The 23,012-nt window shown below is 71.7% G+C and carries 24 protein-coding genes; 6 read left to right on the top strand and 18 right to left on the bottom strand.

What is annotated here, in order from left to right; genetic code table 11:
- Nucleotides 1-6: 6 nt before the first annotated feature.
- From ACQ9ZG_RS20245 to ACQ9ZG_RS20230, 4 genes are read right to left on the bottom strand one after another with little or no spacing between them, the layout of a single operon-like run.
- Nucleotides 7-1,329, bottom strand: a complete 1,323-nt coding sequence (locus ACQ9ZG_RS20245) for an NADH-quinone oxidoreductase subunit D (protein WP_018490717.1) — start codon at nt 1,327-1,329, stop codon at nt 7-9.
- A complete protein-coding gene (locus tag ACQ9ZG_RS20240; protein WP_028416762.1) occupies nt 1,329-2,060 on the bottom strand; it encodes an NADH-quinone oxidoreductase subunit C in 732 nt (243 codons plus the stop codon). Before ACQ9ZG_RS20240 ends, ACQ9ZG_RS20245 begins: the two co-directional genes overlap by 1 nt.
- Entirely contained in the window at nt 2,057-2,611 is a 555-nt protein-coding gene (locus tag ACQ9ZG_RS20235) for a NuoB/complex I 20 kDa subunit family protein (protein ID WP_018490715.1), read from the bottom strand. The genes ACQ9ZG_RS20240 and ACQ9ZG_RS20235 overlap by 4 nt, the downstream gene beginning before the upstream one ends.
- A gap of 18 nt (nt 2,612-2,629) precedes the next feature.
- The gene (locus ACQ9ZG_RS20230; RefSeq protein WP_018490714.1) at nt 2,630-2,989 is read right to left on the bottom strand and encodes an NADH-quinone oxidoreductase subunit A; all 360 of its coding nucleotides are present in this window, start codon (nt 2,987-2,989) and stop codon (nt 2,630-2,632) included.
- Between the two features lie 810 nt (nt 2,990-3,799).
- On the opposite strand from ACQ9ZG_RS20230, the gene ACQ9ZG_RS20225 reads away from it, so the two are divergent.
- Nucleotides 3,800-4,660 carry a C40 family peptidase gene (locus tag ACQ9ZG_RS20225; protein ID WP_109915049.1) on the top strand — a complete coding sequence of 287 codons (861 nt, stop codon included), beginning with the start codon at nt 3,800-3,802 and terminating at the stop codon, nt 4,658-4,660.
- Between the two features lie 67 nt (nt 4,661-4,727).
- Here the strand turns inward: ACQ9ZG_RS20225 and ACQ9ZG_RS20220 are convergent, their stop codons facing one another.
- Nucleotides 4,728-5,288 carry an ATP-binding protein gene (locus ACQ9ZG_RS20220; protein WP_109915048.1) on the bottom strand — a complete coding sequence of 187 codons (561 nt, stop codon included), beginning with the start codon at nt 5,286-5,288 and terminating at the stop codon, nt 4,728-4,730.
- 267 nt (nt 5,289-5,555) lie between these two features.
- Between ACQ9ZG_RS20220 and ACQ9ZG_RS20215 the strand changes: the two genes are divergently transcribed.
- From ACQ9ZG_RS20215 to ACQ9ZG_RS20205, 3 genes are all read left to right on the top strand, one after another.
- Nucleotides 5,556-6,410 carry a helix-turn-helix domain-containing protein gene (locus tag ACQ9ZG_RS20215; RefSeq protein ID WP_028416765.1) on the top strand — a complete coding sequence of 285 codons (855 nt, stop codon included), beginning with the start codon at nt 5,556-5,558 and terminating at the stop codon, nt 6,408-6,410.
- An 11-nt stretch (nt 6,411-6,421) separates the two neighbouring features.
- Nucleotides 6,422-6,619, top strand: a complete 198-nt coding sequence (locus tag ACQ9ZG_RS20210) for a DUF397 domain-containing protein (RefSeq protein WP_026238006.1) — start codon at nt 6,422-6,424, stop codon at nt 6,617-6,619.
- 192 nt (nt 6,620-6,811) lie between these two features.
- Nucleotides 6,812-7,255: a hypothetical protein gene (locus ACQ9ZG_RS20205; RefSeq protein ID WP_146225658.1), complete on the top strand. Its 444-nt coding sequence runs from the start codon at nt 6,812-6,814 to the stop codon at nt 7,253-7,255.
- Here ACQ9ZG_RS20205 and ACQ9ZG_RS20200 read toward each other — a convergent pair.
- The 3 genes from ACQ9ZG_RS20200 to ACQ9ZG_RS20190 form a co-directional block, all read right to left on the bottom strand.
- Nucleotides 7,164-8,453, bottom strand: a complete 1,290-nt coding sequence (locus tag ACQ9ZG_RS20200) for an MFS transporter (protein ID WP_499281623.1) — start codon at nt 8,451-8,453, stop codon at nt 7,164-7,166. The two genes, ACQ9ZG_RS20205 and ACQ9ZG_RS20200, sit on opposite strands and share 92 nt — an antisense overlap.
- A gap of 462 nt (nt 8,454-8,915) precedes the next feature.
- Nucleotides 8,916-9,125, bottom strand: a complete 210-nt coding sequence (locus tag ACQ9ZG_RS20195) for a hypothetical protein (protein ID WP_109917441.1) — start codon at nt 9,123-9,125, stop codon at nt 8,916-8,918.
- A 176-nt stretch (nt 9,126-9,301) separates the two neighbouring features.
- Complete coding sequence (locus ACQ9ZG_RS20190; RefSeq protein ID WP_109917440.1) at nt 9,302-10,039, bottom strand: metallophosphoesterase; 738 nt, start codon at nt 10,037-10,039, stop codon at nt 9,302-9,304.
- 140 nt (nt 10,040-10,179) lie between these two features.
- On the opposite strand from ACQ9ZG_RS20190, the gene ACQ9ZG_RS20185 reads away from it, so the two are divergent.
- On the top strand, nt 10,180-10,770 hold the full coding sequence (locus ACQ9ZG_RS20185; RefSeq protein ID WP_499281622.1) for a CGNR zinc finger domain-containing protein: 591 nt from the start codon (nt 10,180-10,182) through the stop codon (nt 10,768-10,770).
- Nucleotides 10,771-10,775: 5 nt separating this feature from the next.
- Here the strand turns inward: ACQ9ZG_RS20185 and ACQ9ZG_RS20180 are convergent, their stop codons facing one another.
- Nucleotides 10,776-12,059, bottom strand: coding sequence for a geranylgeranyl reductase family protein (locus ACQ9ZG_RS20180; protein WP_018490705.1), 1,284 nt, complete (start codon nt 12,057-12,059; stop codon nt 10,776-10,778).
- A 97-nt stretch (nt 12,060-12,156) separates the two neighbouring features.
- Here ACQ9ZG_RS20180 and ACQ9ZG_RS20175 point away from each other — a divergent pair, with 97 nt between their 5' ends.
- Nucleotides 12,157-12,690 (top strand): GNAT family N-acetyltransferase, encoded by a 534-nt coding sequence (locus tag ACQ9ZG_RS20175; protein ID WP_109915462.1) that lies wholly within the window; start codon nt 12,157-12,159, stop codon nt 12,688-12,690.
- A 13-nt stretch (nt 12,691-12,703) separates the two neighbouring features.
- Here ACQ9ZG_RS20175 and ACQ9ZG_RS20170 read toward each other — a convergent pair whose 3' ends face one another.
- The 9 genes from ACQ9ZG_RS20170 to ACQ9ZG_RS20130 all read right to left on the bottom strand — a co-directional run bounded on the left by ACQ9ZG_RS20170 (nt 12,704) and on the right by ACQ9ZG_RS20130 (nt 22,839).
- A complete protein-coding gene (locus tag ACQ9ZG_RS20170; RefSeq protein ID WP_018490703.1) occupies nt 12,704-13,396 on the bottom strand; it encodes a demethylmenaquinone methyltransferase in 693 nt (230 codons plus the stop codon).
- A 30-nt stretch (nt 13,397-13,426) separates the two neighbouring features.
- On the bottom strand, nt 13,427-14,353 hold the full coding sequence (locus ACQ9ZG_RS20165) for a TauD/TfdA dioxygenase family protein (RefSeq protein ID WP_109915461.1): 927 nt from the start codon (nt 14,351-14,353) through the stop codon (nt 13,427-13,429).
- Between the two features lie 90 nt (nt 14,354-14,443).
- Nucleotides 14,444-15,265 (bottom strand): ABC transporter ATP-binding protein, encoded by an 822-nt coding sequence (locus ACQ9ZG_RS20160; RefSeq protein WP_109915460.1) that lies wholly within the window; start codon nt 15,263-15,265, stop codon nt 14,444-14,446.
- Nucleotides 15,249-16,301 (bottom strand): taurine ABC transporter substrate-binding protein, encoded by a 1,053-nt coding sequence (locus ACQ9ZG_RS20155; RefSeq protein WP_109915459.1) that lies wholly within the window; start codon nt 16,299-16,301, stop codon nt 15,249-15,251. The genes ACQ9ZG_RS20160 and ACQ9ZG_RS20155 overlap by 17 nt, the downstream gene beginning before the upstream one ends.
- Nucleotides 16,302-16,377: 76 nt before the next feature.
- Nucleotides 16,378-17,250 (bottom strand): ABC transporter permease, encoded by an 873-nt coding sequence (locus ACQ9ZG_RS20150; RefSeq protein ID WP_109915458.1) that lies wholly within the window; start codon nt 17,248-17,250, stop codon nt 16,378-16,380.
- 421 nt (nt 17,251-17,671) lie between these two features.
- The gene (locus tag ACQ9ZG_RS20145; protein ID WP_499281009.1) at nt 17,672-18,379 is read right to left on the bottom strand and encodes an imidazolonepropionase-like domain-containing protein; all 708 of its coding nucleotides are present in this window, start codon (nt 18,377-18,379) and stop codon (nt 17,672-17,674) included.
- A 7-nt stretch (nt 18,380-18,386) separates the two neighbouring features.
- Nucleotides 18,387-19,586: a cyclic dehypoxanthinyl futalosine synthase gene (gene mqnC / locus ACQ9ZG_RS20140; protein ID WP_018490697.1), complete on the bottom strand. Its 1,200-nt coding sequence runs from the start codon at nt 19,584-19,586 to the stop codon at nt 18,387-18,389.
- 71 nt (nt 19,587-19,657) lie between these two features.
- Nucleotides 19,658-21,691, bottom strand: a complete 2,034-nt coding sequence (locus tag ACQ9ZG_RS20135) for a serine/threonine-protein kinase (RefSeq protein WP_499281007.1) — start codon at nt 21,689-21,691, stop codon at nt 19,658-19,660.
- 254 nt (nt 21,692-21,945) lie between these two features.
- Complete coding sequence (locus ACQ9ZG_RS20130; RefSeq protein WP_028416778.1) at nt 21,946-22,839, bottom strand: menaquinone biosynthetic enzyme MqnA/MqnD family protein; 894 nt, start codon at nt 22,837-22,839, stop codon at nt 21,946-21,948.
- Nucleotides 22,840-23,012 lie beyond the last annotated feature (173 nt).

Here is a 23,012-nt window from a genome sequence, read left to right as displayed (position 1 = left end):
CTGCGGTCACCGGTCGACGCCTCCCATCACGGGGTCGATGGACGCGACGGCGACGATCACGTCGGCGACCTGGCCGCCCTCGCACATCGCCGCCATGGCTTGCAGATTGGTGAAGGACGGGTCGCGGAAGTGGACCCGGTAGGGGCGGGTGCCGCCGTCGGAGACGACGTGCGCGCCGAGTTCGCCCTTGGGGGACTCGACGGCCGTGTAGGCCTGTCCGGCCGGGACCCGGAAGCCTTCGGTCACCAGCTTGAAGTGGTGGATCAGGGCTTCCATGGAGGTGCCCATGATGTTCCTGATGTGGTCGAGCGAGTTGCCGAGTCCGTCCGCGCCGAGGGCGAGCTGGGCGGGCCAGGCGATCTTCTTGTCGGCGACCATGACCGGGCCCGGCTCCAGCCGGTCCAGGCACTGCTCGATGATGCGGAGCGACTCGCGCATCTCGTCCATGCGGATCAGGAAGCGTCCGTAGGAGTCGCAGGTGTCCGCGATCGGCACCTCGAAGTCGTAGGTGTCGTAGCCGCAGTAGGGGTCGCTCTTGCGCAGGTCGTGCGGGAGCCCGGCGGAGCGGAGGATCGGCCCGGTGGTGCCCAGCGCCATGCAGGCGGTGAGGTCGAGGTAGCCGACGTCCTTCATGCGGGCCTTGAAGATGGGGTTGCCGGTGGCGAGCTTGTCGTACTCCGGCAGGTTCTTCTTCATGGTCTTGATGAACTCGCGCAGCGCGTCGACCGCGCCCGGGGGCAGGTCCTGGGCGAGGCCGCCGGGGCGGATGAACGCGTGGTTCATCCGGAGGCCGGTGATCAGCTCGAAGAGGTCGAGGACCAGTTCGCGGTCGCGGAGGCCGTAGATCATGATCGTGGTCGCGCCCAGCTCCATGCCGCCGGTGGCGATGCAGACCATGTGCGAGGAGATCCGGTTCAGCTCCATCAGGAGCACGCGCAGGATCGTGGCCCGGTCGGGGATCTGGTCCTCGATACCGAGGAGCTTCTCCACGCCCAGGCAGTACGCCGTCTCGTTGAAGAACGGCGTCAGGTAGTCCATGCGCGTGACGAACGTGGTGCCCTGGGTCCAGCTGCGGAATTCGAGGTTCTTCTCGATCCCGGTGTGGAGGTAGCCGATGCCGCAGCGGGCCTCGGTGACGGTCTCGCCGTCGATCTCCAGGATCAGCCGCAGCACGCCGTGCGTGGACGGGTGCTGGGGACCCATGTTGACGATGATGCGTTCGTCGTCGGACTTGGCGGCGGATTCGACGACCTCGTCCCAGTCGCCGCCGGTGACTGTGTAGACAGTCCCCTCGGTCGTGGCACGGGGTGTTGCGTGGGGAGTGGTCATCAGGAGTACGACCTCCGCTGGTCCGGAGCCGGGATCTGGGCGCCCTTGTACTCGACGGCGATGCCGCCGAGCGGGTAGTCCTTGCGCTGCGGGAAGCCCTGCCAGTCGTCCGGCATCATGATCCGGGTGAGGGCCGGGTGCCCGTCGAAGACGATGCCGAAGAAGTCGTACGCCTCGCGCTCGTGCCAGTCGTTGGCCGGATAGACCTCGACGAGGGATGGGATGTGCGGGTCGCTGTCCGGGGCGGAGACCTCCAGCCGGATGATCCGGCCGTGGGTGAGGGACCGCAGGTGGTAGACGGCGTGCAGCTCGCGGCCCTTGTCCCCGGGGAAGTGGACACCGCTGACGCCCGTACAGAGTTCGAAGCGCAGGGCGGGGTCGTCGCGCAGGGTGCGGGCGACCCGGACCAGGTGCTCGCGGGCGATGTGGAAGGTCAGCTCACCGCGGTCGACGACGGTGCGCTCGATGGCGTTCTCGGGGAGCAGGTCCTGCTCCTCCAGAGCCCCTTCGAGTTCGTCGGCCACCTCGTCGAACCAGCCGCCGTAGGGGCGGGTGGCTGCGCCGGGCAGGGTGACGGTGCGGATGAGGCCGCCGTAGCCGGAGGTGTCGCCGCCGTTGTTGGCGCCGAACATGCCCTTGCGTACGCGGATGACCTCGCCGCCGGTGTCGCGCGGGGCGGGTACGGCGTTGCCGTTCTGTTCGCCGCCGTCGGTGTTCGGGTTGTCGGTCACCGCAGGAGCCCCTTCATCTCGATCAGGGGCAGCGCCTTGAGGGCCGCTTCCTCGGCCTCGCGGGCGGCTTCCTCCGCGTTGACCCCGAGCTTGCCGTCCTGGATCTTCTGGTGGAGCTTGAGGATGGCGTCCAGCAGCATTTCGGGGCGCGGCGGGCATCCCGGCAGATAAATATCGACCGGGACAATATGGTCGACTCCCTGCACAATGGCGTAATTATTGAACATTCCGCCCGATGAAGCGCAAACCCCCATCGAGATGACCCACTTGGGGTTCGGCATCTGGTCGTAGACCTGCCGCAGGACGGGCGCCATCTTCTGGCTGACCCGTCCGGCGACGATCATCAGGTCGGCCTGGCGCGGCGATCCGCGGAAGACCTCCATCCCGAACCGGGCCAGGTCGTAGCGGCCGGCGCCGGTCGTCATCATCTCGATGGCGCAGCAGGCGAGGCCGAACGTGGCCGGGAAGACGGAGGACTTCCGCACCCAGCCCGCGGCCTGTTCGACCGTGGTCAGCACGAAGCCGCTGGGCAGCTTCTCTTCGAGTCCCATGGTGTGCTCCTCAGCCCCTCAGTCCCATTCCAGGCCGCCGCGACGCCAGACATACGCATAGGCGACGAAGACGGTGAGCACGAAGAGCAGCATCTCCACGAGCCCGAAGATCCCCAGGGCGTCGAAGGAGACGGCCCAGGGATAGAGGAAGACGATCTCGATGTCGAAGACGATGAAAAGCATCGCCGTCAGGTAGTACTTGATGGGGAAGCGGCCGCCTCCGGCCGGTGTCGGCGTGGGTTCGATGCCGCACTCGTACGCTTCGAGCTTTGCCCGGTTGTAACGCCTGGGGCCGATAAGCGTGGCCATGACCACGGAGAAGATCGCAAACCCTGCCCCCAGGGCGCCGAGCACGAGGATGGGCGCGTAGGCATTCACGCTCCTCGCTCCTTCCAGTCGTCCTTGACCGTTGGACCGCATCGGGCGACCGGCTCGCCGCCTCACCAAGATCGTGCACATGTGAGGCAGTTCACAAGCCCGACTGCCCCGCATCCTATGCCCGTCCCCCTGTGATCTGCGACACGGGGTACGACAACGTCTTTGTGATCTCCACCACCTGACGAAGGATCATGAAGTCGTATGAGCGGTGATCTTCGTACGCGAAGCGCCGAAGTGATCACGAGACGTGACATTCATCGGCGTTACCCCTGGTCAAAGGGGTGTGGCAGTACCAATGGAAGGCCCCTGCAAGCAAATTGGCGATGGACGCCGATGAAGTGATAAGGGAGTCGATCTTCGGTCACCCTCACCCGGACGAGGGGCCATCGGGATCGAAGGGGACATGTGCACGCATTCACGAACTTCCCGGATCGCGGACGCGCGGTCCGGAGAGGGAGACGGCGGCCGACGGGGAGGGCGGCGGAAGGGTCGCCTCCACTCGGCCGGGCGGACCCCGATCGCGTGCGCGAGGGTTGCCTGCCGCCGGCCACTCACCCTGTGACCTGCACCACGGCGGCCCGCTCTCAGGAAAGCCGGGCTTGGCCATCGGTGTGAACGGATGGTAAGCGACGGGCAATTCGGGCGTATTGCCGAAAGTCCGTGATCACGGCCGTGATCACCCATGCCCGTTTTGCCCGTTACGGCGTCAATAAAGGCGTCCGGAAAGCGGATTCACAGATTCCGGACGTAACTGTGTCGCAACACACGTTTCTTGATGGGACCCCTACGGCCCTGATAGCGCTAGTACCCATGTCCCACACCGCTCACATACCCAGCCACCGGAAGCCCCGCCGTCGCGCCTCGAAGTCGGCGCTGCGAGCCGGAGTTGCCGGTGGCGTCCTCAGCACCGTCGCGGTCGCGGGTGCGGCCGGTCCGGCCCAGGCCGAGCCGGTGACCCAGACGATCGAGATGCCCACGATCACCTCCGGGCTCGCCACCGCCGTCGCCGCCTCCGCGCAGGCCACGCAGCAGGTCGCCCTCGACCTGGAGGCCCAGGCCCGCGAGGACGCCGCGGCCGAGGACGCCGCGAAGACGGCCAAGAAGGCCAAGGCCGAGGCCGTCCGCAAGGCCGAGGCGGAGAAGAAGGCCGAGGCCGCCGCCAAGGCGAAGGCAGAGGCCGAGGCCAAGGAGCGCGCCGAGCGCGCCTCCCGTACCGCCGCGCGCACGACGCTCAGCGCCCCCTCCAGCTCCTCCTCGGGCAACTCGGCCACCGCTTCGGCCCCGTCGTCCGCCCCGTCCACCTCGTCGAACGCCACGGGCTCCGCCGCCTCCATCGTCGCGTTCGCCAAGGCCCAGGTCGGCGACGCGTACGTGGCCGGCGGCACCGGCCCCAACGCGTGGGACTGCTCCGGCCTGGTCCAGGCCGCGTACCGCTCGGCCGGCATCGACCTGCCCCGCGTCTCGCAGGCCCAGTCGACCGCCGGCACCCAGGTCTCGCTGAGCAACCTCCAGCCCGGCGACATCCTGTACTGGGGCGCCGCGGGCAGCGCGTACCACGTGGCGATCTACGTGGGCGGCGGCCAGTTCGTCGGCGCGCAGAACTCCAGCACCGGCACGGTGCAGCGCTCCATGGACTACGACCGGCCGACCGGCGCGGTCCGCGTTCTCTGATTCACAAGCACGAAGCAGCACGGCCGAGGGCCGCCCTCCCCCGCTCGGGAGTGGCGGCCCTCGGCCGTCACCGGTGCGATCGGGAGCCGGTCGGGCCGCTCCCGGAGCGCGCGCCGACGCCCGGCGGAGCATCGGGGGTGGCGGCAGCGGGGGTGGCGGCAGCGGGGCCGGTGTCCGGCTCGGTGTCCCGGCCGGGGGGCGTGAGGACGAACCAGACGGTGTTGGTCCGGCGGCTGTTCGCCTGGCGCGTGCTGCTCCCCCAGCTGGTGGCCAGGCCGTCGACGACGAGCAGGCCGCGGCCGCCTTCGCCCTCGGGGCGCTCCGGCGGGTCCGGCAGGGGGCCGGGGGCGTCGTCCGTGACGTGGATCGCCACCTGGTCGCCGTCGACCGTGATCTCGACCCGGACCAGCCGCGAGCCCGTATGGCAGTACACGTTGGCCACCACCTCGCTCACGCAGAGCCGGGCGTCGTCCGCGAGTGCGGCGTGCGGGCCGGTCCGCAGCAGCGTTCCGACGAAGTCCCGCGCGATCTTCGCGGCGGTGGGTGAGTTGGGCATCGCCAGCTGATAGCGCTCGAAGGGCCGGGGGGCGTTCGCGAAGGGGGCGGGTGGCGCGATGACGGCCGGCATGGGGGTCTCCCTACGTGAGCCAGAGTCGGTGGGCGCGCCGTTCCGTGTTCGGCTGCCGTGGCTCCGGCCGCATACAGGTACCGGTCAAGGCCCCTGCGTACGGCTGCACTTCGGCGTTCATGTCCGGCGCGTCGGTCTCCGGAACACGCTAGGGTCAATAAATGGCCCGGAACAATAATGCGCTCCCTTCATTCACTCGCATGGGTGAACTCGTCGCCGGCCGCCCGGAGCCCTGCGACACTGCACACGCAGACAGGGGAAGGTGACATGCCACCAAGGGACAACCCGACCGCCCGCCAGGTCCGTCTGGGCGCCGAACTGAGAAAACTCCGGGAGCGTGCGGGCAAGACCGCCCGGGAAGCAGCCGGGCGCATCTCGACCGATCAGGCCAGGATCAGCAACATCGAGGCCGGACGCAGCGGCATCGGCGAGGAGCGCATCCGCCGGCTGGCGAGCTTCTACGCCTGCGACGACGAGGCCCTGATCGACGCCCTGTGCGCGATATCCCGTGAGCACCGGGGGCAGTTCTGGTGGGACGAGTACCGCGGGGTGCTCGCGCCCGGCTTCCTGGACATCGCGGAGCTGGAGCACCATGCGCGCTACATGCGCAGCTTTCAGCCGGTGACCGTGCCGGGGTTGCTCCAGACCCCCGATTACGCGCGAGCGCTGTTCAGCGCAGCCCTGCCCAGACTGCCCGAGGATGAAGTGGAGGCCCGGGTGGAGCACCGTATGCGGAGAGCGACCGTTCTCGACCGGGACGAGCCGCCGGAGTTCGCGTCCATCGTTCATGAGGCGGCACTGCGGGTGCGAGTCGGTGGACGCAAGGTCGCCCGCGCCCAGTTGGAGTATCTGCTGGAAGCGACGGACCGGCCCAACGTGTCCCTGCGGGTCATCCCGTTCGCCAGCGAGTTGCACGTGGACATGACCCACACCGTTCTGTACGCGGGTGGCGTGGTGCCCCAGCTCGACACCGTGCACATCGACGCCCCCACTCGCAGCCCTTACCTGGACGCGGAGGCGGAGTTGCACCGCTTCCGGCTGTTGCTCAATCTGGGCCGGACAGCATCGCTGGACCCTGCGGAGTCACTGAGCTTCATCCAACACCTGGCACGGGATATGTGAGAATTCCCTGCATGAACTCAGCGCTTGAGTGGCAGAAGTCCACCTTCTCCAGCACGCAGGAGCAGTGCGTGGAGATCACCGAGCATGCCGGTCAGATCCTCATGCGCGAGAGCGACGAACCCGGCACCGTGGCCGTCACCTCCCGCGAGAAGTTCGCCGCGTTCATCAAGGGCGTCAAGGCAGGCGAGTTCGACCACTTCGCCCAGTAGGGCGTTCCGGACCCTCCACGCCACGAAGGCCCTCCACCGTGCGGTGGAGGGCCTTCGTACGGATGAGCCAGCATTTTTGTTCCGGAACATGGTTGCGCCGTAGCGACGCGTGACGTTACGGTCACCGCAGTTGGACCGGGCCGCCCTGTCGAGGTGCCCGGTGTCCCGGACGCTGCGATCGGACGGTCGACCATGCGCACTTCTCCCCGCACCACCGCCCCCGTACGGGCCCTGGTCCAGCGCGGGTTCCGGTTCGAGGTCCTGCGGTACGGGCCCGCCAACGGGTTCGCCCCCGAGCCGGTCGATCTCCGGCTTCTCGCCGAACCCCGGGACGCCATCCGGGTCCTGCGCGTCCAGCTCCGCTCCAGCCGCGTTCTCGGGCTGACCTCGTACGAAGCCGGGCGGGCCCTCTACTGGGCCGACCAGGGCGGCTGGGTGCAGGCCCTCGGGGCGCTGCACCGGGGGGAGAGCTGCGGGTTCACCCTGATGCTCCGCAAGGGGCGGCACATGGAGTGGCATGTGCGGCCCCTCGCGTACCTGACGCTCAGCCCGCCGTGCTCCCCCTCTCCCGCTCCCGCGAGCGCGCGGGCCGGCGCACCCGACACACCCGCCACACCATCCGCGCGCCCTCGGTGAGCAGCGCGAGGGCCATCAGCGCGGCGCTCACCCAGACCGGCGCCCGATAGCCCCCTCCGGCCTCCAGGGCCAGGCCGCCCGCCCACGGGCCCACCGCCGCCCCGAGGTTGAACGCGCTCGTGCCGAAGGCGCCCGCCAGCGTGGACGACCGGCCGGCCAGGCCGAGGACCCGGGTGATCAGGGCCGTGCCCGTACCGAAGGCGAGCATTCCGAGGAGCGGGATCAGGGCGAGGGCGGCGACCGGTCTGCCCGCCGTCAGGGCCAGGGCGCTCCAGCCGAGGGCCAGGGCGGCCATCCCGTACGCGATGAAGGCCGTGGGCCGACGTTCGGCGTACCGTCCCGCCGCCCCCACTCCGAGGAACGCCCCCGCCCCGAAGAGCGCGAGGGCGAGCGGCACCCAGGTGGTGGTGAGGCCGGTCGTGCGGGTGAGGAGCGGTTCCAGGTAGGAGAACGCGCAGAAGGTGGCGCCCTGGACGAGAGCCATGGTGAGGAGGGTGGGGCGGAGGTGCGGGGCGGCGAGGAGGCGGAGTTCGTCCCGTACGGAGGTGGGGGCGGGTGCGGAAGCCGGGGCGAGGGCGGGGGCCGGGGCGGGGGCCGGGGCCCTCCCGGGCCCCTCCCCTGCCGAGGCCGTCCCGCGCCCCCGGCCGTCCGGGATGCCGCCCGGGATGGACCGCGTGATCGCCCAGAGCGCCGGCAGGGACACCACCGCGACCGCCCAGAACGCCGCTCGCCACCCCCACCGCTCCCCCAGCACCGCTCCGGCCGGTACGCCGACCACGCAGGCGATCGTCACCCCGCCGACGACCACGGCCGTGGCCCGGCCCCTCAGCCCGTCGGGGACCATCGAGACCGCCGCCGCCAGGGCGACCGCCCAGAAGCCCGCGTTGGCGAGGGCGCCGACGAAGCGGGCGGCCAGGAGGACTCCGTAGCTCGGGGTCAGCGCACCCACGACGTGCACCGCGATGAACACGGCGAGGAAGAGCAGGAGGGCCCGGCGCCGGGGCCACGTACGGCTGAAGAGGGCCATCAGCGGTGCGCCGAGGACCATCCCCGCGGCGAAGGCGGAGGTGAGGAGTCCGGCGGCGGAGAGGGAGACGTCCAGGTCGGTGGCGATGGACGAGACGAGGCCGGAGAGCATGAACTCGGAGGTGCCTTGGGCGAAGACCGCGAGCCCGAGGACGTAGACGGCGAACGGCAGCGGCAGTCGCAGCCGCCGTGACCGTGACTGTGGCTGTGGCTGTGGCTGTGGCTGTGGCTGTGGCTGTGGCTGTGGCTGTGGCTTGAGCGTGAACGGCATGAGTGCAGACCCCTTGACGGAACCGTCGATGGACAGACGTACCGAAGTGCGGGGATGCGGGGCGTTGCCGAGAAGCGCCCGGTCGGAGGGTGCGGTACAGCGACCGGGGCGCGCGGACCCGACGTGCGTACGCCGGTGGATCGGCGCGTACGTGGGGTGGGAACGGCCCGTACCCGCGGTGGTCCGGCGGGGGCGTGGCCGTGGGAAGGAGGCGAGGGGCGCCGGCGGCCCGGGAAGGGGCGTCCGGCGGCGCTCGGGCTCCTAGACGTTCAACGGCAGTCGGCCCACCGGTACCACCGGTGGGCGGAGTCTGTCGGACTCGGGGCTGGACATGCCGGGCATGGGGTCGAGGCTACCGTCCGGTCAGCGGCGGCGGGCCGGTCGCGCCGGTTCCGGGGCGGGCAGGGCGTCGCCCTCGTACCCGTCCTCGTACTCGTCGTCATCGAGGGCGCGCGACCCCGGGGCGAAGTGCGGTTCCAGGAAGAGGCCGTGGTGCTGGGGCGCGGCGACGGCGGGCGCGGTGGGCGCCGGTTCCGTACGGGAGGTCTTCCGGGGCAGGGATGCGGTGGTCATGGCTGAGTCCTTGGGGTCGAGCAGCGCTGTGTCGGCTTGTTCCGTACCCCGCCGGCCTGCGTTCGATGGGAGGTGAGGGGGGAAAACCTGAGCGTGCGTCATGAAGAGGTGCGCGTACGCCCGGCGCGTGAATCATTGCACATGGGTGCGCGGACGGCCCGGCAATATGCGCCGGATCAGAGGACGGTGCGGAAGTGGGTGGTCAGCCGCCGGTCCTCGCCCAGGACGTGGAACGCGAGCCCCGGGGGCTGGTCCCGGTCGGCCGGGCGGTCCCCCTCCCAGGGCATGCGCAGGGTCCAGGTCACCGCGGGCCCGACGATGAGCGGGCGCCCGGCGAAGGTGGAGGCGGCGGCGGTGTGGGCGTGGCCGGTGAGGACGGCGGCGACCCGGGGGTGGGCGGCGAGAAGGGCGGCGAGGCGTTCCGGTTCCTCCAGACGGCAGGCGTCGGGGAGCGGGTGGTGGAGTTCGACGGGCGGCTGGTGGAAGGCGATGAGGGCGGGGACGCCGTCCGGGAGCGCGGTGAGGGTGGCGTCGATCCAGGCCAGCGTCTCCGTGTCGAGGCGGCCCTCGTCGCGTCCGGGGAGGGTGGAGTCACACATGAGGATGGCGGTTCCGGCGATCCGGTGCACACGGTTGACGGGGCCTTCGGCGGGGGCCTCGCCGAGGAGGGCCTTGCGATAGGCGGGGCGGGCGTCGTGGTTGCCGGGGCAGGGCAGTACGGGGAACGGGGCGGCGAGGATGCGGGCCGCCTCCTCGTACTCGGCCTCCGTCCCGTGGTCCGCGATGTCCCCGGTGACCAGCAGGGCGTCGACCGGGCGGGGCAGGGCGCGCAGGTACTCCATGGTGCGGGTGGCCCGGCGGGTCGCGCGGTCGCTCCCGTCCAGGTGGAGATCGCTGATCTGGGCGAGCAACATGTAGGACCATCCCCCGTATAACGTTAATTCTCGATCTTCCGTTAGGACTCTAGAGTGGGGGCCGGACAGAGTTCAAGAGGCCTTCGACGACCGGCGGCCGAGGGCGGTGAAGGGGGCGAGCGGTGGCAGAGCGGCCCGTCATGGCGCTGGCGAGCACGATCCACCACGGCGGAGACGACGGCATCGTCGACGACCTGGACACGGTCCGGGGGGTGGTCCGGTGGCTCCAGCAGCAGAGCGAGAGCCTGGCCGCCGAGGGCCTGGCCACCGGTGACCTCGTGGCGGACGAGGAGTTGCGGGACGGGATCATCGGCGTACGGCGGGCTGTGCGGGCCCTGTTCGCGCGGGTGGTGAGCCCGGCCGCGCCCAGTCCGGCCGACGCCCACCGCCTGATGCCCGCCGACGAGGCCCTCGCCCACCTCAACGCGGCCGCCGCCCGGGAGCCCGTCGCCCCGCAGCTGGACTGGCCCGCGGAAGGGGCCCCGGCGGCCCGCCTGCTGTCCGCCGAGGCCGACCCGCAGGTACGGCTCATCGCCGCCCTGGCACGCGACGCCGTCGACTTCCTGAGCGGGCCCGAGCGCGTGCAGCTCCGGGCCTGCCACGCGCCGCGCTGCGTCCGGTACTTCCTCAAGAGCCACGGCCGCCAGGAATGGTGCAAGCCGTCCTGCGGCAACCGGGCCCGGGTCGCCCGCCACTACGAACGCACGCGGGGGGCGACGGCGGGCCCGTGAGGGCCCTACGCCTTGGGAGCCACCTTCGAGAGGCCGTTGATGATGCGGTCCATCGCGTCGCCGCCCGTGGGGTCGGTCAGGTTGGCGAGCATCTTGAGGGTGAACTTCATCAGGAGGGGGTGGGTCAGGCCGCGCTGGGTGGCGACCTTCATGACCTTCGGGTTGCCGATGAGCTTCACGAAGGCGCGGCCCATCGTGTAGTAGCCGCCGTAGGTCTCCTTGAGGACCTTCGGGTAGTTGTTCAGGGCCAGTTCGCGCTGGGCGGGGGTGGCGCGGGCGTGGGCCTGGACGATGACGTCGGCGGCGATCTGGCCGGACTCCATGGCGTACGCGATGCCCTCGCCGTTGAACGGGTTGACCATGCCGCCCGCGTCGCCGACGAGCAGGAGGCCCTTGGTGTAGTGCGGCTGGCGGTTGAAGGCCATGGGGAGGGCCGCGCCCCGGATCGGGATCGTCATGTTCTCCGGGGTGAAGCCCCAGTCCTCCGGCATCGAGGCGCACCAGGCCTTGAGGACCTCGCGCCAGTCCAGCTCCTTGAAGGCGGAGGAGGAGTTGAGGATGCCGAGGCCGACGTTGGAGGTGCCGTCGCCCATGCCGAAGATCCAGCCGTAGCCGGGGAGCAGGCGGTCCTCGGCGCCGCGGCGGTCCCACAGCTCCAGCCAGGACTCCAGGTAGTCGTCGTCGTGGCGGGGCGAGGTGAAGTACGTACGGACGGCGACGCCCATCGGGCGGTCCTCGCGGCGGTGCAGGCCCATCGCGAGGGAGAGCCGGGTGGAGTTGCCGTCGGCGGCGACCACGAGCGGGGCGTGGAAGGTGACCGGGGTCTTCTCCTCGCCGATCCTGGCCTCGACGCCGGTGATCCGGCCCGTGCGCTCGTCCCGGATGGGCGCGCCCACGTTGCAGCGCTCGTAGAGACGGGCGCCCGCCTTCTGCGCCTGCCGGGCCAACTGCTCGTCGAAGTCGTCGCGTTTGCGGACCAGTCCGTAGTCCGGGTAGGAGGCGAGTTCCGGCCAGTCCAGCTGGAGCCGGACACCGCCGCCGATGATGCGCAGGCCCTTGTTGCGCAGCCAGCCGGCCTCCTCGGAGATGTCGATCCCCATGGAGACGAGCTGTTTCGTGGCGCGGGGCGTGAGGCCGTCGCCGCAGACCTTCTCCCGGGGGAAGGCGGTCTTTTCCAGCAGCAGGACGTCAAGTCCGGCCTTGGCGAGGTAGTACGCGGTCGTGGAGCCGGCTGGGCCCGCTCCGACGACGATGACGTCCGCGCTGTGCTCGGAGAGGGGCTCGGTCACGGTCGGATCTCCCGAAGACTCGAATTCGCGTGCCGCGCGGCACATGTCCCGTGCAGTCTATGGGGGCCTGCAGAACAACCCTCCGAAGGGCTCCCTCATGTCGATAGCACCCGTTCCGCCGCCCACCGCTCCGGCGCCCGCCGTACGCCTGCGCGTACCGACCGACGAGGACGCCCTGATCTGGCACCGGATCTTCGACGACCCCGAGGTGATGGAGTTCTTCGGCGGCCGGAGAGCGGACTTCTCCGTGTACGAGGAACTCACCGCCCGGCAGCGGCGCCATGACGCGGAGCTGGGCTACTGCCTGTGGACCGTCACCGACGAGGACGGCACGGTGCTCGGCTTCACCGGGGCGCAGCCGTGGCCGCACACCCACTACGGGCCGGTCGGCGCCATCGAGATCGGCTGGCGGCTGGGGCGCACCGCCTGGGGGCGCGGGTACGCCACCGTCGCCGCCCGCACCACACTGGAGAGGCTGCGGGCGGCCGGGGTGCCGGACGTCGTCGCGATGATCGACTCCCGTAACGCCCGGTCCATCGCGGTGGCGGAACGGCTCGGGATGCGGCTCGCGGAGACCTTCACGACCCCGCGCGCCGGGCAGGAGGCGCACTGCTACCGGCTGGAGCTGTAACGAACGGCTGAGCTCAGGCGCGGGTGGCCCGGTGCAGGGCCACCACGCCGCCCGTGAGGTTCCGCCACGCCACCTTCGACCAGCCCGCCTTCTGCAGGAGTGCGGCCAGGCCGGGCTGGTCGGGCCAGGCGCGGATGGACTCGGCGAGGTAGACGTACGCGTCCGGGTTGGAGGAGACCGCCCGTGCGGTGGGCGGGAGCGCGCGCATCAGGTACTCGGTGTAGACCGTGCGGAACGGGGCCCAGGTCGGCTGCGAGAACTCGCAGATCACGACCCGGCCGCCCGGCTTCGTCACCCGGTACAGCTCGCGCAGCGCGGTCTCGGTGTCCTGGATGTTGCGCAGGCCGAAGGAGATCGTGACGGTGTCGAACACCTCGTCCTTGAACGGCAGCCGCATCCCGTCACCGGCCGTGAACGGCATCCACGGGTGGCGGCGCTTGCCCACCTCCAGCATGCCGAGCGAGAAGTCGCACGGGACGACGTAGGCGCCGGCCCGGGCGAAGGGCTGCGAGGAGGTCGCGGTGCCCGCCGCCAGGTCGAGGATCTTCTGCGCGGGGCGGGCGTCGACCGCCGCCGCGACCGCCTTGCGCCACAGCCGGGCCTGGCCCAGCGAGATCACGTCGTTGGTCAGGTCGTAGTTGGCCGCCACACCGTCGAACATCGAGGCGACTTCGTGCGGCTGCTTGTCCAGGGAGGCTCGGGTCACCCCTCCATTCAAGCAGCCGGGGCGTACGGATCAGTGAGGGCGGTCCCCCGCTATCGCCACCCGCTCCGCGATACGGCGGTGCGGGGCGTAGTCGTTGACCGCGTAGTGCTGCGTGGCCCGGTTGTCCCAGAATGCGACATCGCCCGCCCGCCAGCTGTACCGCACCTGGAACTCCGGCGCGTGCGCCTGCTGGAACAGCAGGCGCAGGAGGCGGTCGCTCTCCTCCTGCGCGAAGCCCACGATCCGGGTGGTGAAGGACGCGTTCACGAAGATCGTCCGGCGGCCGGTCACCGGATGGCGCCGCACCACCGGGTGCTCGACCGGCGGGAACCGGTCCTGGTGCGGAGCCAGCCGCTCCGGCGGGTAGAAGCGGGAGAACCCGGGGATGAAGTCGTGCACCGCCCGCGCCCCCTCGACGCGCTCCTTCACCTCATCGGGCAGGTTGTCGTACGCCGCCGCCATGTCCGCCCACAGCGTGTCCCCGCCCACCGGCGGCACCTCCCGCAGCTGGAGGACCGCGCCGAGCGCCGGGCGCTCACGGAAGGTGACGTCCGCGTGCCAGACGTTCTCGAAGGTGGGCACCGCGGTCCGGTCGAGCCGGGCCACCTCAGGGTCGTCGCCCGTCGCCAGCAGCGGGTTCGTCTCCAGCTCGCCCCAGTGCCCGGCGAAGGCCCGCTGCTGCCGCGAAGTGAGGTGCTGCTCCCGGAAGAACAGCACCTTCCACTCCAGCAGCGCCCGGTCCAGCTCGGCCCGCAGCGGAGGAGCGAGCGGACGGGACAGGTCGACGCCGTGGATCTCGGCGCCGATCACCCGGCCGCGCGGCACCAGCTCGAAGAGCTCGTACGGCCGGTCGGTCCACCCCTCCGGGACCCGGCGCAGCTCGCGCGGGCCCTCGTAGAGGCCGTCGGCGGGGATGCGGTGGTCGCGGAGGGCGGGGGGTGCGGTGGTGGGGGTCATGGTTCCTCCTGCTGGGGATGCGGGGTGGGGGGCGAGATGCGGTACGTCGGTGAGCCGGGGACCGGCCCCGTACGGCGGTACGCCCGTACGTCAGCGGGCCGCGTCGCGTACCGCCGTACCGATCTCGGCGCGCAGCGCGGCGTACTCCGGCAGCCCGCGCAGTTCGTCCGGGCCGGTCCCGGAGCGCGGCAGGCCGATCGGGATGTCCAGCGCGACCCGGCCCGGCCGCGCGCTCAGCACCACCGTGCGGGTGCCCAGGAACACCGCCTCGTCCACGCTGTGGGTGACGAAGACCGACGTGGTCCCCGTCTCGGCGCTCACCCGGCGCAGGTCCTCCTGGAGCCGTTCCCGGGTCAGCGCGTCCAGCGCGGCGAACGGTTCGTCGAGCAGCAGCAGCCGCTTGCCGCCCGCCAGGGCGCGGGCGATGGCCACCCGCTGCTGCTGGCCGCCCGAGATCTGCCAGATGCGGCGGCCCGCCGTGTCGGCGAGGCCCACGCGCTCCAGCAACTCGGCCGTCCTCTCCGTGCGTTCGGCCCGGTCCACCCCCGCGTACTTCAGCGCCAGACCGATGTTGTCGCCCACCGTGCGCCACGGGAAGAGGCGGGGCTGCTGGAAGACGATGCCCGCCTGGTTGCCGGGCTCGGGACGTTCGCCGAACACCTCCACCTCGCCCGACGAGGCCCGCTCGAAGCCCGCGATCAGGCGGAGGAGCGTGCTCTTGCCGCAGCCGGAGGGGCCGACGAGGACCAGGAACTCGCCGGCCGGGATCTCCAGCGAGACCGGGCCGAGAGCCGTCACGCTCTCGGCGCCCCGGCCGCCGTAGGTGTGCTCGACCTCGCGTACGGAGACGACGGACCCGGTCGTCCGTCGCCCGGGTGCGGGCGCCTTGTCCGGGTCAGGGAGCGACGGCATCGGTCAGCCCCTCCACGTAGATGGACTTCCGCAGCTTCTCCAGGTCGGGCGCGGCGTCGATCTGCTTCTGGTCGACCAGGAACCGGGCCGCGCTGTGCAGGTTGTCCGCGAGCTGCCCCACCTCGCCGGGCGTCCCGAGCCACTTCGCGTCGGCCTGCTCGGCCGGCTTGAGGAAGATGCCCTGCTCGAGCTGGGCGCCCGCCTCGGCCGGGCTGATCCCGAGCTGCTTGCCGACGGCGGCGGAGGCCGCGTCCGGGTCGTCGTGGATCAGGTCGAGCGCCTGTGCCTGCGCCTTCCGCCAGGCGGGCAGCACGTCGGGGTGGGCCTTCAGGAAGCTGGTGGAGGCGACCCCGAGGTCGAGGGTGGGCTTGCCCGCGGCGGCGAGTTCGCGGCTGGAGACGAGCACCTTGCCGGTCTTCTTCAGCTCCTCCAGGGTGGGCAGCCAGACGTACGCGGCGTCGATGTCGCCGCGCGTCCAGGCGGCCAGGATGTCCTGCGGCTCCAGGTCCAGGAGCTGGACCTTCGAGGCGTCCACCCCGGCCTGGTCGAGCGCGGCGAGCAGGCTGTAGTGCGAGGTGGAGCTGAACGGGGTCGCGACCTTCTTGCCCTCCAGGTCCTTCACGGAGGAGATCCTGGAGCCGTTACGGGCGACCAGCGCCTCGTTCTCCCCGGCCACATCGAGCACCCACGTCACCTGGTACGGGATGTTCAGCGGCTCGGAGAGGCCCCGGGCGACCGGGCTGGATCCGATCGCCGCGAGGTCCACGGAACCGGCCACGAAGGCGGTGTTGATGCTGGCGCCCGAGTCGAACTTGGTCCACTTCACCGTGTAGCCGGGGAGCGCCTTCTCCAGCCAGCCCTTCTCCTTGACGATCAGGTCGCCGCTGGGAAAGGCCTGGTAGGCGATGCGTATCGTCGTGTCGCCGTCCTTGCCCCCGCCGCCGGAACCGCCCTCGCCGCAGGCCGTCACCACCAGCAGCGCTCCGAGTGCCGCGGCGATCGAGGAGAGGCGGAGCCAACCGCGTGTTCCGGCCATGTGCGTGTGTCCTTCGTGCTGGAGGGGATGGGTGGGATGAGGAGGAGGAAGGGGAAGAGAGGGAAGGGCGGTGGTCTTACGTGTGGCTGCGCCACGGCGCCAGCCGGTCCGACAGCACCCGCAGCCCCGCGTCGATGAGCAGGCCCGAGATGCCGATGGCGAAGAGGCCGAGGACGACCGTGTCCGACTGGTTGTAGCGCTGGGCGTCCCGGATCAGACCGCCGATGCCCGGCAGCCCGTTGACCGTCTCGGCGGCGACCACCGAGGAGTACGCGATACCGAAGGCGAGCCGGACGCCGACCAGGATCTCCGGCAGCGCGGACGGCAGCACCACCGATGTCACGACCTGGCCGCGCTTCGCCCCGATCGCCCGGGCCGCCTCCACCAGCGCGGTCGGTGCGGACGCCACGGCGGAGGCGGTGGCCACGGCGACCGGCGGCATGGCGGCGATGGCGAGCAGCCAGAGCTTGGGCGCCTCGTCGATGCCGAACCAGATGATCAGCAGGCTGAAGTAGGCGAGCGGCGGCAGGGTGCGCAGGAACGCCACGGCGGGCTCCAGCACCACCCGTACCCACGGCAGCGTCCCCATCAGGACCCCGACCACCAGACCGGCGACGACACCCGCACCGGCCCCGATGAAGATGCGGCGCAGGCTGATGCCGAGGTGCTCGATCAGAGTGTGGCCCTGGTAGCCGCGCACCCCGTCGTGCGTACCGGAGGTCTCCAGCAGCGCGTTCCACACGGCGGCGGGTGACGGGACCAGCACCGGGGACCAGAGCTGGAGCGCGGTCACCGACTGCCAGAGCGCGAGGAGCGTGGCGAGGGCGACGAGGCGAAGCCCGACCCGGCGCCGACGGGCCCCGCGTTCCGGCCGCCGCCCCACGGGCACGGCGGGGGCGGGAGCAGGGGCGTCGGCGGCCCGTTTCCGTACGGAAGTGGGCGTGGTCATGGAGGGCTCCGGGGACGAGGGCAGGGCACGGCAGAGCCCCGCAGACCGCCATACACATGGCTGGTTCAGGCTCGGAGAGCTGCCGGGAGGCAAGGGGAGACGGGCAGGACCGCCGCGATGTGCGGCAGCGCCCAGGCATCAGCGCGTCAGCGCGTCACATGAGTCAACGGATCAACGTGTCAGGGCATCGCGGAAGATGCCGCGGCAGGGCTTCAACAACAGGAAGCGCTGGACACGCGGCAGAGATCGATGTGGAGGCACTCCACCAGAAAACGATCGACTGTCACGGCAGTTGTTCTAGCACAGGGGCTCAGCCGTTCACCAGGTTCGTACCGCGGAGTGAGACGTTCCGTCCCGTTGACCGCGTAGTGCTGCGTGGCCCGGTCGTCAGGCTCGGCCGACGCGCGAACCGGGCGCGGGCTCAGCGGGCGCGGTGGACGAGCCGGCCCGCCAGCACCGTCGCCACGCACCGGGCGGCCCCGCCCGTGCGCAGGGCCTCCTCGTCGGGCACGTCGAAGACGGCGAGGTCGGCGCGGCCGCCCACGGTCAGCGGGCCGTGGACGGTGGCGGCCAGGTCACCGCCGTACGCGAAGGGGTCCAGGTCGCCACCGGACACGGGGAGGCCCAGGCCGCCACCGGGCGTGGAGGGGGCCGGGTCGGCCGTGCCGGAAGGGGCGGGGGCACCCGGCACGACGACCGTCAGCCCGGACCGGGCCAGTGCCGTCCGCAGTGCGGGGTCCTCCGCGCCGAAGGGGCCCACCACCTGGGTGGTCCCGTGCCGCAGCATCCGCTGGAGGCCCCGCCGTACGCTGCCTGCCCGCCGGGCCGTGTCCATGGCCGTCGCGATCCGCTCGAACTCCTCGCCCCACAGGGGAAGTTCGCCCAGTTCGTCGGCCTCGCGCGGGTCCGGGTGGTAGCACCGGGTGAGCAGCGCGCGGGCCCGGTCCTGGCGGAGGCCCGGGGTGAGGAGGCCGGGCCAGCGGCGGACCCGGGCGGCCGGGTACCCGGCGGCGGCCTCCTCGTACGGGCCGATGGCCGCGATCCGGTCGCCGTCCACCACGACCGCCCCGTCCGCGACGGCCGCCGCGCCCACCGGGAGGACCAGCGGCGCGGCGTGGATCGTCAGCACGGGGACGTCAGTTGGCGTTGAGGAGCTTCAGCTCCGGGTGGGCCGTGCCGCCCTCGATCGCGGTGGAGGAGATGTGCGAGACCACGCGCTCGTCGACCGGGTCGTTCGCCGGGTCGTCGTGCACGACGAGGTGCTCGTACGTGGTGGCGCGCTGCGCCGGGACCCGGTCCGCCTTGCGGATCAGGTCGATGATCTCCAGCCGGTTGGAGCGGTGCTTGGCACCGGCCGAGGAGACGACGTTCTCCTCCAGCATGATCGACCCGAGGTCGTCGGCGCCGTAGTGCAGGGAGAGCTGGCCGACCTCCTTGCCGGTGGTCAGCCACGAGCCCTGGATGTGGGCCACGTTGTCGAGGAAGAGCCGGGCGATGGCGATCATCCGCAGGTACTCGAAGAGGGTGGCCTGCGTACGGCCCTTCAGCTTGTTGTTCTCCGGCTGGTAGGTGTACGGGATGAAGGCGCGGAAGCCGCCCGTACGGTCCTGGACGTCCCGGATCATCCGCAGGTGCTCGATCCGCTCGGCGTTGGTCTCGCCGGTGCCCATCAGCATGGTGGAGGTGGACTCGACGCCCAGCCCGTGGGCGATCTCCATGATCTCCAGCCACCGCTCGCCGGACTCCTTGAGCGGGGCGATGGCGGTGCGCGGCCGGGCGGGCAGCAGCTCGGCGCCCGCGCCCGCGAAGGAGTCGAGACCGGCGGCGTGGATGCGGCGGATGGCCTCCTCGGCGGAGACCTTGGAGATCCGGGCCATGTGCTCGATCTCGGAGGCGCCGAGGGAGTGGATCACCAGCTGCGGGAACGCCTTCTTGATCGCGGAGAAGTGCTCCTCGTAGTACTCCACGCCGAAGTCCGGGTGGTGGCCGCCCTGGAACATGATCTGGGTGCCGCCCAGCTCGACGGTCTCCGCGCAGCGGCGCAGGATGTCCTCGATGTCCCGGGTCCAGCCCTTGTCCTTGGCCTTCGGGGGCGCGTAGAAGGCGCAGAACTTGCAGGCCGTCACGCACACGTTGGTGTAGTTGATGTTGCGCTCGATGATGTACGTCGCGATGTGCTCCGTACCGGCGTAACGGCGTCGGCGTACGGCGTCGGCGGCTGCCCCCAGCGCGTGCAGCGGCGCCGAGCGGTAGAGGTCGAGTGCCTCCTCCGGGGTGATCCGACCGCCCTCGGCGGCTCGGTCGAGGACGGGCTGGAGATCGGCCTTCTCGGTCACCGGGCTGTCACCTTTCGGCGGTTTTTTGAGGATCCTCGGACCGATCCAGCGTACGCCAGCCCCTTGTGCCGTCAGCCGCCGGACCTGGTGAGGTTCCCGTACGGGAGACCCGCGCCGCGCTCCTCCGAGCGGTAGTCGAGGGTTCCGTCGCCGGTGAGCCCGAAGACGAGGTCGGCCTCGGTGGTGGTGCAGAGGCCCGGGGTGCTGGGGCGGTCCGGGTCGGTGCGCTCGCGGACCTTCAGCTCCTCGGCCGTGCCGGAGGTGAGGGTGCCGACGCTGTTGCAGGTGATGGTGATGCCGAGCTGGGAGACGGTGTTGGACATCCGGACGACCTGGCTGCCCCGCTTCCCCTCGGTGAAGACGGCGGTGAGCGTGCCGTGCGGCTGTCCGCTCGTCCGCTCGGTGAGCGTGCCCTTCCAGGTGCCGACGAACGCCTTGGGCAGCTCGGCCACGGAACCGGCCTCGGCGCCGTCGGGGGCGGATGTGGCCGGGGCCGGCTCCTCCGGCTCGGGGGCCGAACCTGAGGCGGAGGCGGTCGGGGAGGGCGGTCGGGCCGCGGTGTCGTTCCCCTGCCGCCGGTCCGCGTCGCCGCCCGGGAAGAGGCCGTCGAGCAGTCCCGAGCCCAGGGCGACGACCGCGAAGGCGCCCGCCACGGCCAGTGCCACCGTGCAGCTCACCCGGCGGCTCCGGCGCGCCCCGGCGCCCGCGTCGGGGTCGGCGCCCGGGCTGGTCCGCGTATGGGTCCGCGAGTCGGCGGTGACCGAGACGGAGAACCGGGGGTCGCGGGCCCGCTGCCCGGGGAGCCCGGCCTCCGGCGGGGTGCCGGGCGGGGGCGGGGTGTCGGGCGGAGTGCTGCCGTCCGGTACGTGGGCGGGCGGCGGGCCGACGGCCCCTAGGGCGCCGGAGTGCGGGCCGGATCCGGCGCCCGCACGGGGATCGGAGCCCGTAGGAAGGAAGTCGGCGCCCGTCCCGGGGGCGGAGCCCGCACGGGGATCGGCGCCCGTACGAGGGAAGTCGGCGCCCGTCCGGGGAGGGGTATCCGGTTGTGTGGCGGAGCCCGTACCGGAAGAGGAACCCGGTTCCGTGGCGGAGCCCGTACGGGGATCGCCTCCCGGTCCCCCGTGCGGGTCCGCGCCCGGCCCCGCCCCGAAGCCCGCCCCCAGCGACGCGCTGCTGAACGGCACCGGGCCCGACCCCACCGGCGCGTCCTGCGGTTCCAGGTCCAGCAGGGCCACCGCCGACCGGCTCACCTCGCCCACCAGGCGGCCCGGCAGCCACCCCGCCGCGACCATCGACGCCGCCCCGTCCGGCGCCAGGGTGCGGGCGAGGTCGGCGGGGGCGAGCCGCTCGTCCGGGTCCTTGGCCAGACACCCGGCGACCACCTCGCGCAGATCGCCCTCCAGGTCGCCCAGTTCGGGCTCCTCGTGCACCACCTTGTAGAGGAGTACGGCGGAGGAGTCGCCGGAGAAGGGGGCGCGGCCGGTCGCCGCGTACGCCAGGACCGCGCCCAGCGAGAAGACGTCCGCCGCCCCCGAGATGTCCCGGCCCCGGATCTGCTCGGGCGCCATGTAGCCGGGCGAGCCGACGGAGACGCCGGTGGAGGTGAGCGAGACGGTAGCGCCGAGGGCCCGGGCGATGCCGAAGTCGATGAGACGGGGGCCGTCCAGGGCCAGCAGGACGTTGGAGGGCTTCACGTCGCGGTGGACGATGCCCTGGCCGTGGACGACGTGGAGGGCCTCGGCCAGGCCCGCGCCCAGGGTGCGGACCGCGTGCTCCGGCAGCGGGCCGTGCTCGGTGATCGCCTGGGAGAGCGGCGGTCCGGCGACGTAACCGGTGGCGACCCACGGCACCGGCGCGTCCGGATCGGCGTCCAGGACCGGGGCGGTCCACTGCGCGCCGATGCGCCGCGCGGACTCGACCTCGCGCCGGAACCGGGCGCGGAACTGCTCGTCCAGCGCGAAGTGCGGGTGGACCACCTTCACCGCGACCGTGCGGCCGCCGGTGCTGCGCCCCAGATAGACCCGGCCCATGCCGCCCGCACCGAGCCTGCCGAGCAGCCGGTAGGCACCGATGCTGCGCGGCTCGCCCGCCTCCAGCGGCTGCATAGGGACTCCCCCGATCCTGTGACGCGGTCCGGCCGGCCCTGTGACGGCCCGGACCCGGACCGAAGCCTAGGCGGCGCCACCGCCCCGGTCACCGGGAAACGGCCGGACCATTCCCCCTTCTCCGGGCAGGAGGGGATGTTTTCGCCCCGGGGAAAGGCGCAAATGCGTTGGCCGCCGCGTTGTCCGGCCGTTCTCCTCCCCTTTCCCGTCCGGGAACCGGAAAGTGAATTCGAAGCGGACGGACCATTCCCGGCTCAGCCGCCGAGCAGCTCCACCCGGACATCCGCCGGGTATCCGGTGTCCGCTCCGGTGCGGCGGGCGAACTCGCGGACACCGGCCAACTGGTCCCGGCCGAAGCGGAAGTCCAGGGTCGTGAAGTACCGCTCCAGCACCCCGGCGTCGAAGGCCTCCCAGCGGGCCGCCTGCTCCGCGACCTTGGCGACCTCCTCCAGGGAGAGGTCCCGGGAGGCGAGGAACGCCTCGTGCACCTTGGCGGCCGTCTCGGGGTGGGCGGCCAGGAAGTCCTTGCGGGCCGCCCAGACGGCGAAGACGAACGGCAGCCCCGTCCACTCCTTCCACATCGCGCCCAGGTCGTGGACCTGGAGGCCGAGGCGCGGGGCGTCGTGCAGATTGGCCCGCAGGGCGGCGTCCCCGATGAGGACGGCCGCGTCCGCCTCCTGCATCATCAGCCCGAGGTCGGGCGGGCAGGTGTAGTAGTCGGGCCGGACCCCGTACCGCTCGGCCAGCAGCAGCTGGGCCAGGCGTACGGAGGTGCGCGAGGTGGAGCCGAGCGCCACCCGGGCCCGGTCCAGCTGCTCCAGCGGGAGCTGGGAGACGATCACGCAGGACATGACCGGCCCGTCGCAGCCGACGGCGATGTCGGGGAAGGCCACCAGGTCGTCGGCGTTGCGCAGGAACTCCACGAGGGTGACCGGGCCGATGTCCAGATCACCCCTGATCAGCTGCTCGCTGAGCCGCTCCGGGGTGTCCTTCGACAGCTCCAGGTCGAGCAGGGTTCCCGTACGCGCCAGACCCCAGTAGAGCGGCAGGCAGTTCAGGAACTGGATGTGGCCGACGCGGGGGCGGCTGCGACGGTCGTCGCCCTCACCGGCCGGGACCTCGCGGGCTGAGACGGTTGAATTGTCCACATCGCGAGGCTAAACCCGCGCCGGAGGCGGAGCACCACCGGGGCGCCTCCGGGGCGTTTCCAGGAGGTCTCCGGGAGGTCTCCGCGGTACGTACGCGACCCCCTTCCGGGCCGCTCACGGGGAGGCCGCGAGACCGCCGCCCGAGGCATCTCCGGAGCGCCTCCCGGGCCGCC

Origin of the sequence: Streptomyces araujoniae, from assembly GCF_050871195.1 — a bacterium.
GTDB lineage: Bacteria > Actinomycetota > Actinomycetes > Streptomycetales > Streptomycetaceae > Streptomyces > Streptomyces bacillaris.
Note: the sequence above shows the minus strand (reverse complement) of the source record. Positions and strands in the feature narration are given on the sequence as shown.

Bases quoted from the DNA above. Each gene is read 5' to 3' on its own strand.
- ACQ9ZG_RS20135 (WP_499281007.1), bottom strand. From the start codon at position 21,691: ATGCAGCCGCTGGAGGCGGGCGAGCCGCGCAGCATCGGTGCCTACCGG.
- ACQ9ZG_RS20165 (WP_109915461.1), bottom strand. From the start codon at position 14,353: ATGACCCCCACCACCGCACCCCCCGCCCTCCGCGACCACCGCATCCCC.
- ACQ9ZG_RS20160 (WP_109915460.1), bottom strand. From the start codon at position 15,265: ATGCCGTCGCTCCCTGACCCGGACAAGGCGCCCGCACCCGGGCGACGG.
- ACQ9ZG_RS20155 (WP_109915459.1), bottom strand. From the start codon at position 16,301: ATGGCCGGAACACGCGGTTGGCTCCGCCTCTCCTCGATCGCCGCGGCA.
- ACQ9ZG_RS20225 (WP_109915049.1), top strand. From the start codon at position 3,800: ATGTCCCACACCGCTCACATACCCAGCCACCGGAAGCCCCGCCGTCGC.
- ACQ9ZG_RS20220 (WP_109915048.1), bottom strand. From the start codon at position 5,288: ATGCCGGCCGTCATCGCGCCACCCGCCCCCTTCGCGAACGCCCCCCGG.
- ACQ9ZG_RS20205 (WP_146225658.1), top strand. From the start codon at position 6,812: ATGCGCACTTCTCCCCGCACCACCGCCCCCGTACGGGCCCTGGTCCAG.
- ACQ9ZG_RS20195 (WP_109917441.1), bottom strand. From the start codon at position 9,125: ATGACCACCGCATCCCTGCCCCGGAAGACCTCCCGTACGGAACCGGCG.
- ACQ9ZG_RS20185 (WP_499281622.1), top strand. From the start codon at position 10,180: ATGGCGCTGGCGAGCACGATCCACCACGGCGGAGACGACGGCATCGTC.
- ACQ9ZG_RS20245 (WP_018490717.1), bottom strand. From the start codon at position 1,329: ATGACCACTCCCCACGCAACACCCCGTGCCACGACCGAGGGGACTGTC.
- ACQ9ZG_RS20215 (WP_028416765.1), top strand. From the start codon at position 5,556: ATGCCACCAAGGGACAACCCGACCGCCCGCCAGGTCCGTCTGGGCGCC.
- ACQ9ZG_RS20235 (WP_018490715.1), bottom strand. From the start codon at position 2,611: ATGGGACTCGAAGAGAAGCTGCCCAGCGGCTTCGTGCTGACCACGGTC.
- ACQ9ZG_RS20150 (WP_109915458.1), bottom strand. From the start codon at position 17,250: ATGACCACGCCCACTTCCGTACGGAAACGGGCCGCCGACGCCCCTGCT.
- ACQ9ZG_RS20175 (WP_109915462.1), top strand. From the start codon at position 12,157: ATGTCGATAGCACCCGTTCCGCCGCCCACCGCTCCGGCGCCCGCCGTA.
- ACQ9ZG_RS20190 (WP_109917440.1), bottom strand. From the start codon at position 10,039: ATGTTGCTCGCCCAGATCAGCGATCTCCACCTGGACGGGAGCGACCGC.
- ACQ9ZG_RS20210 (WP_026238006.1), top strand. From the start codon at position 6,422: ATGAACTCAGCGCTTGAGTGGCAGAAGTCCACCTTCTCCAGCACGCAG.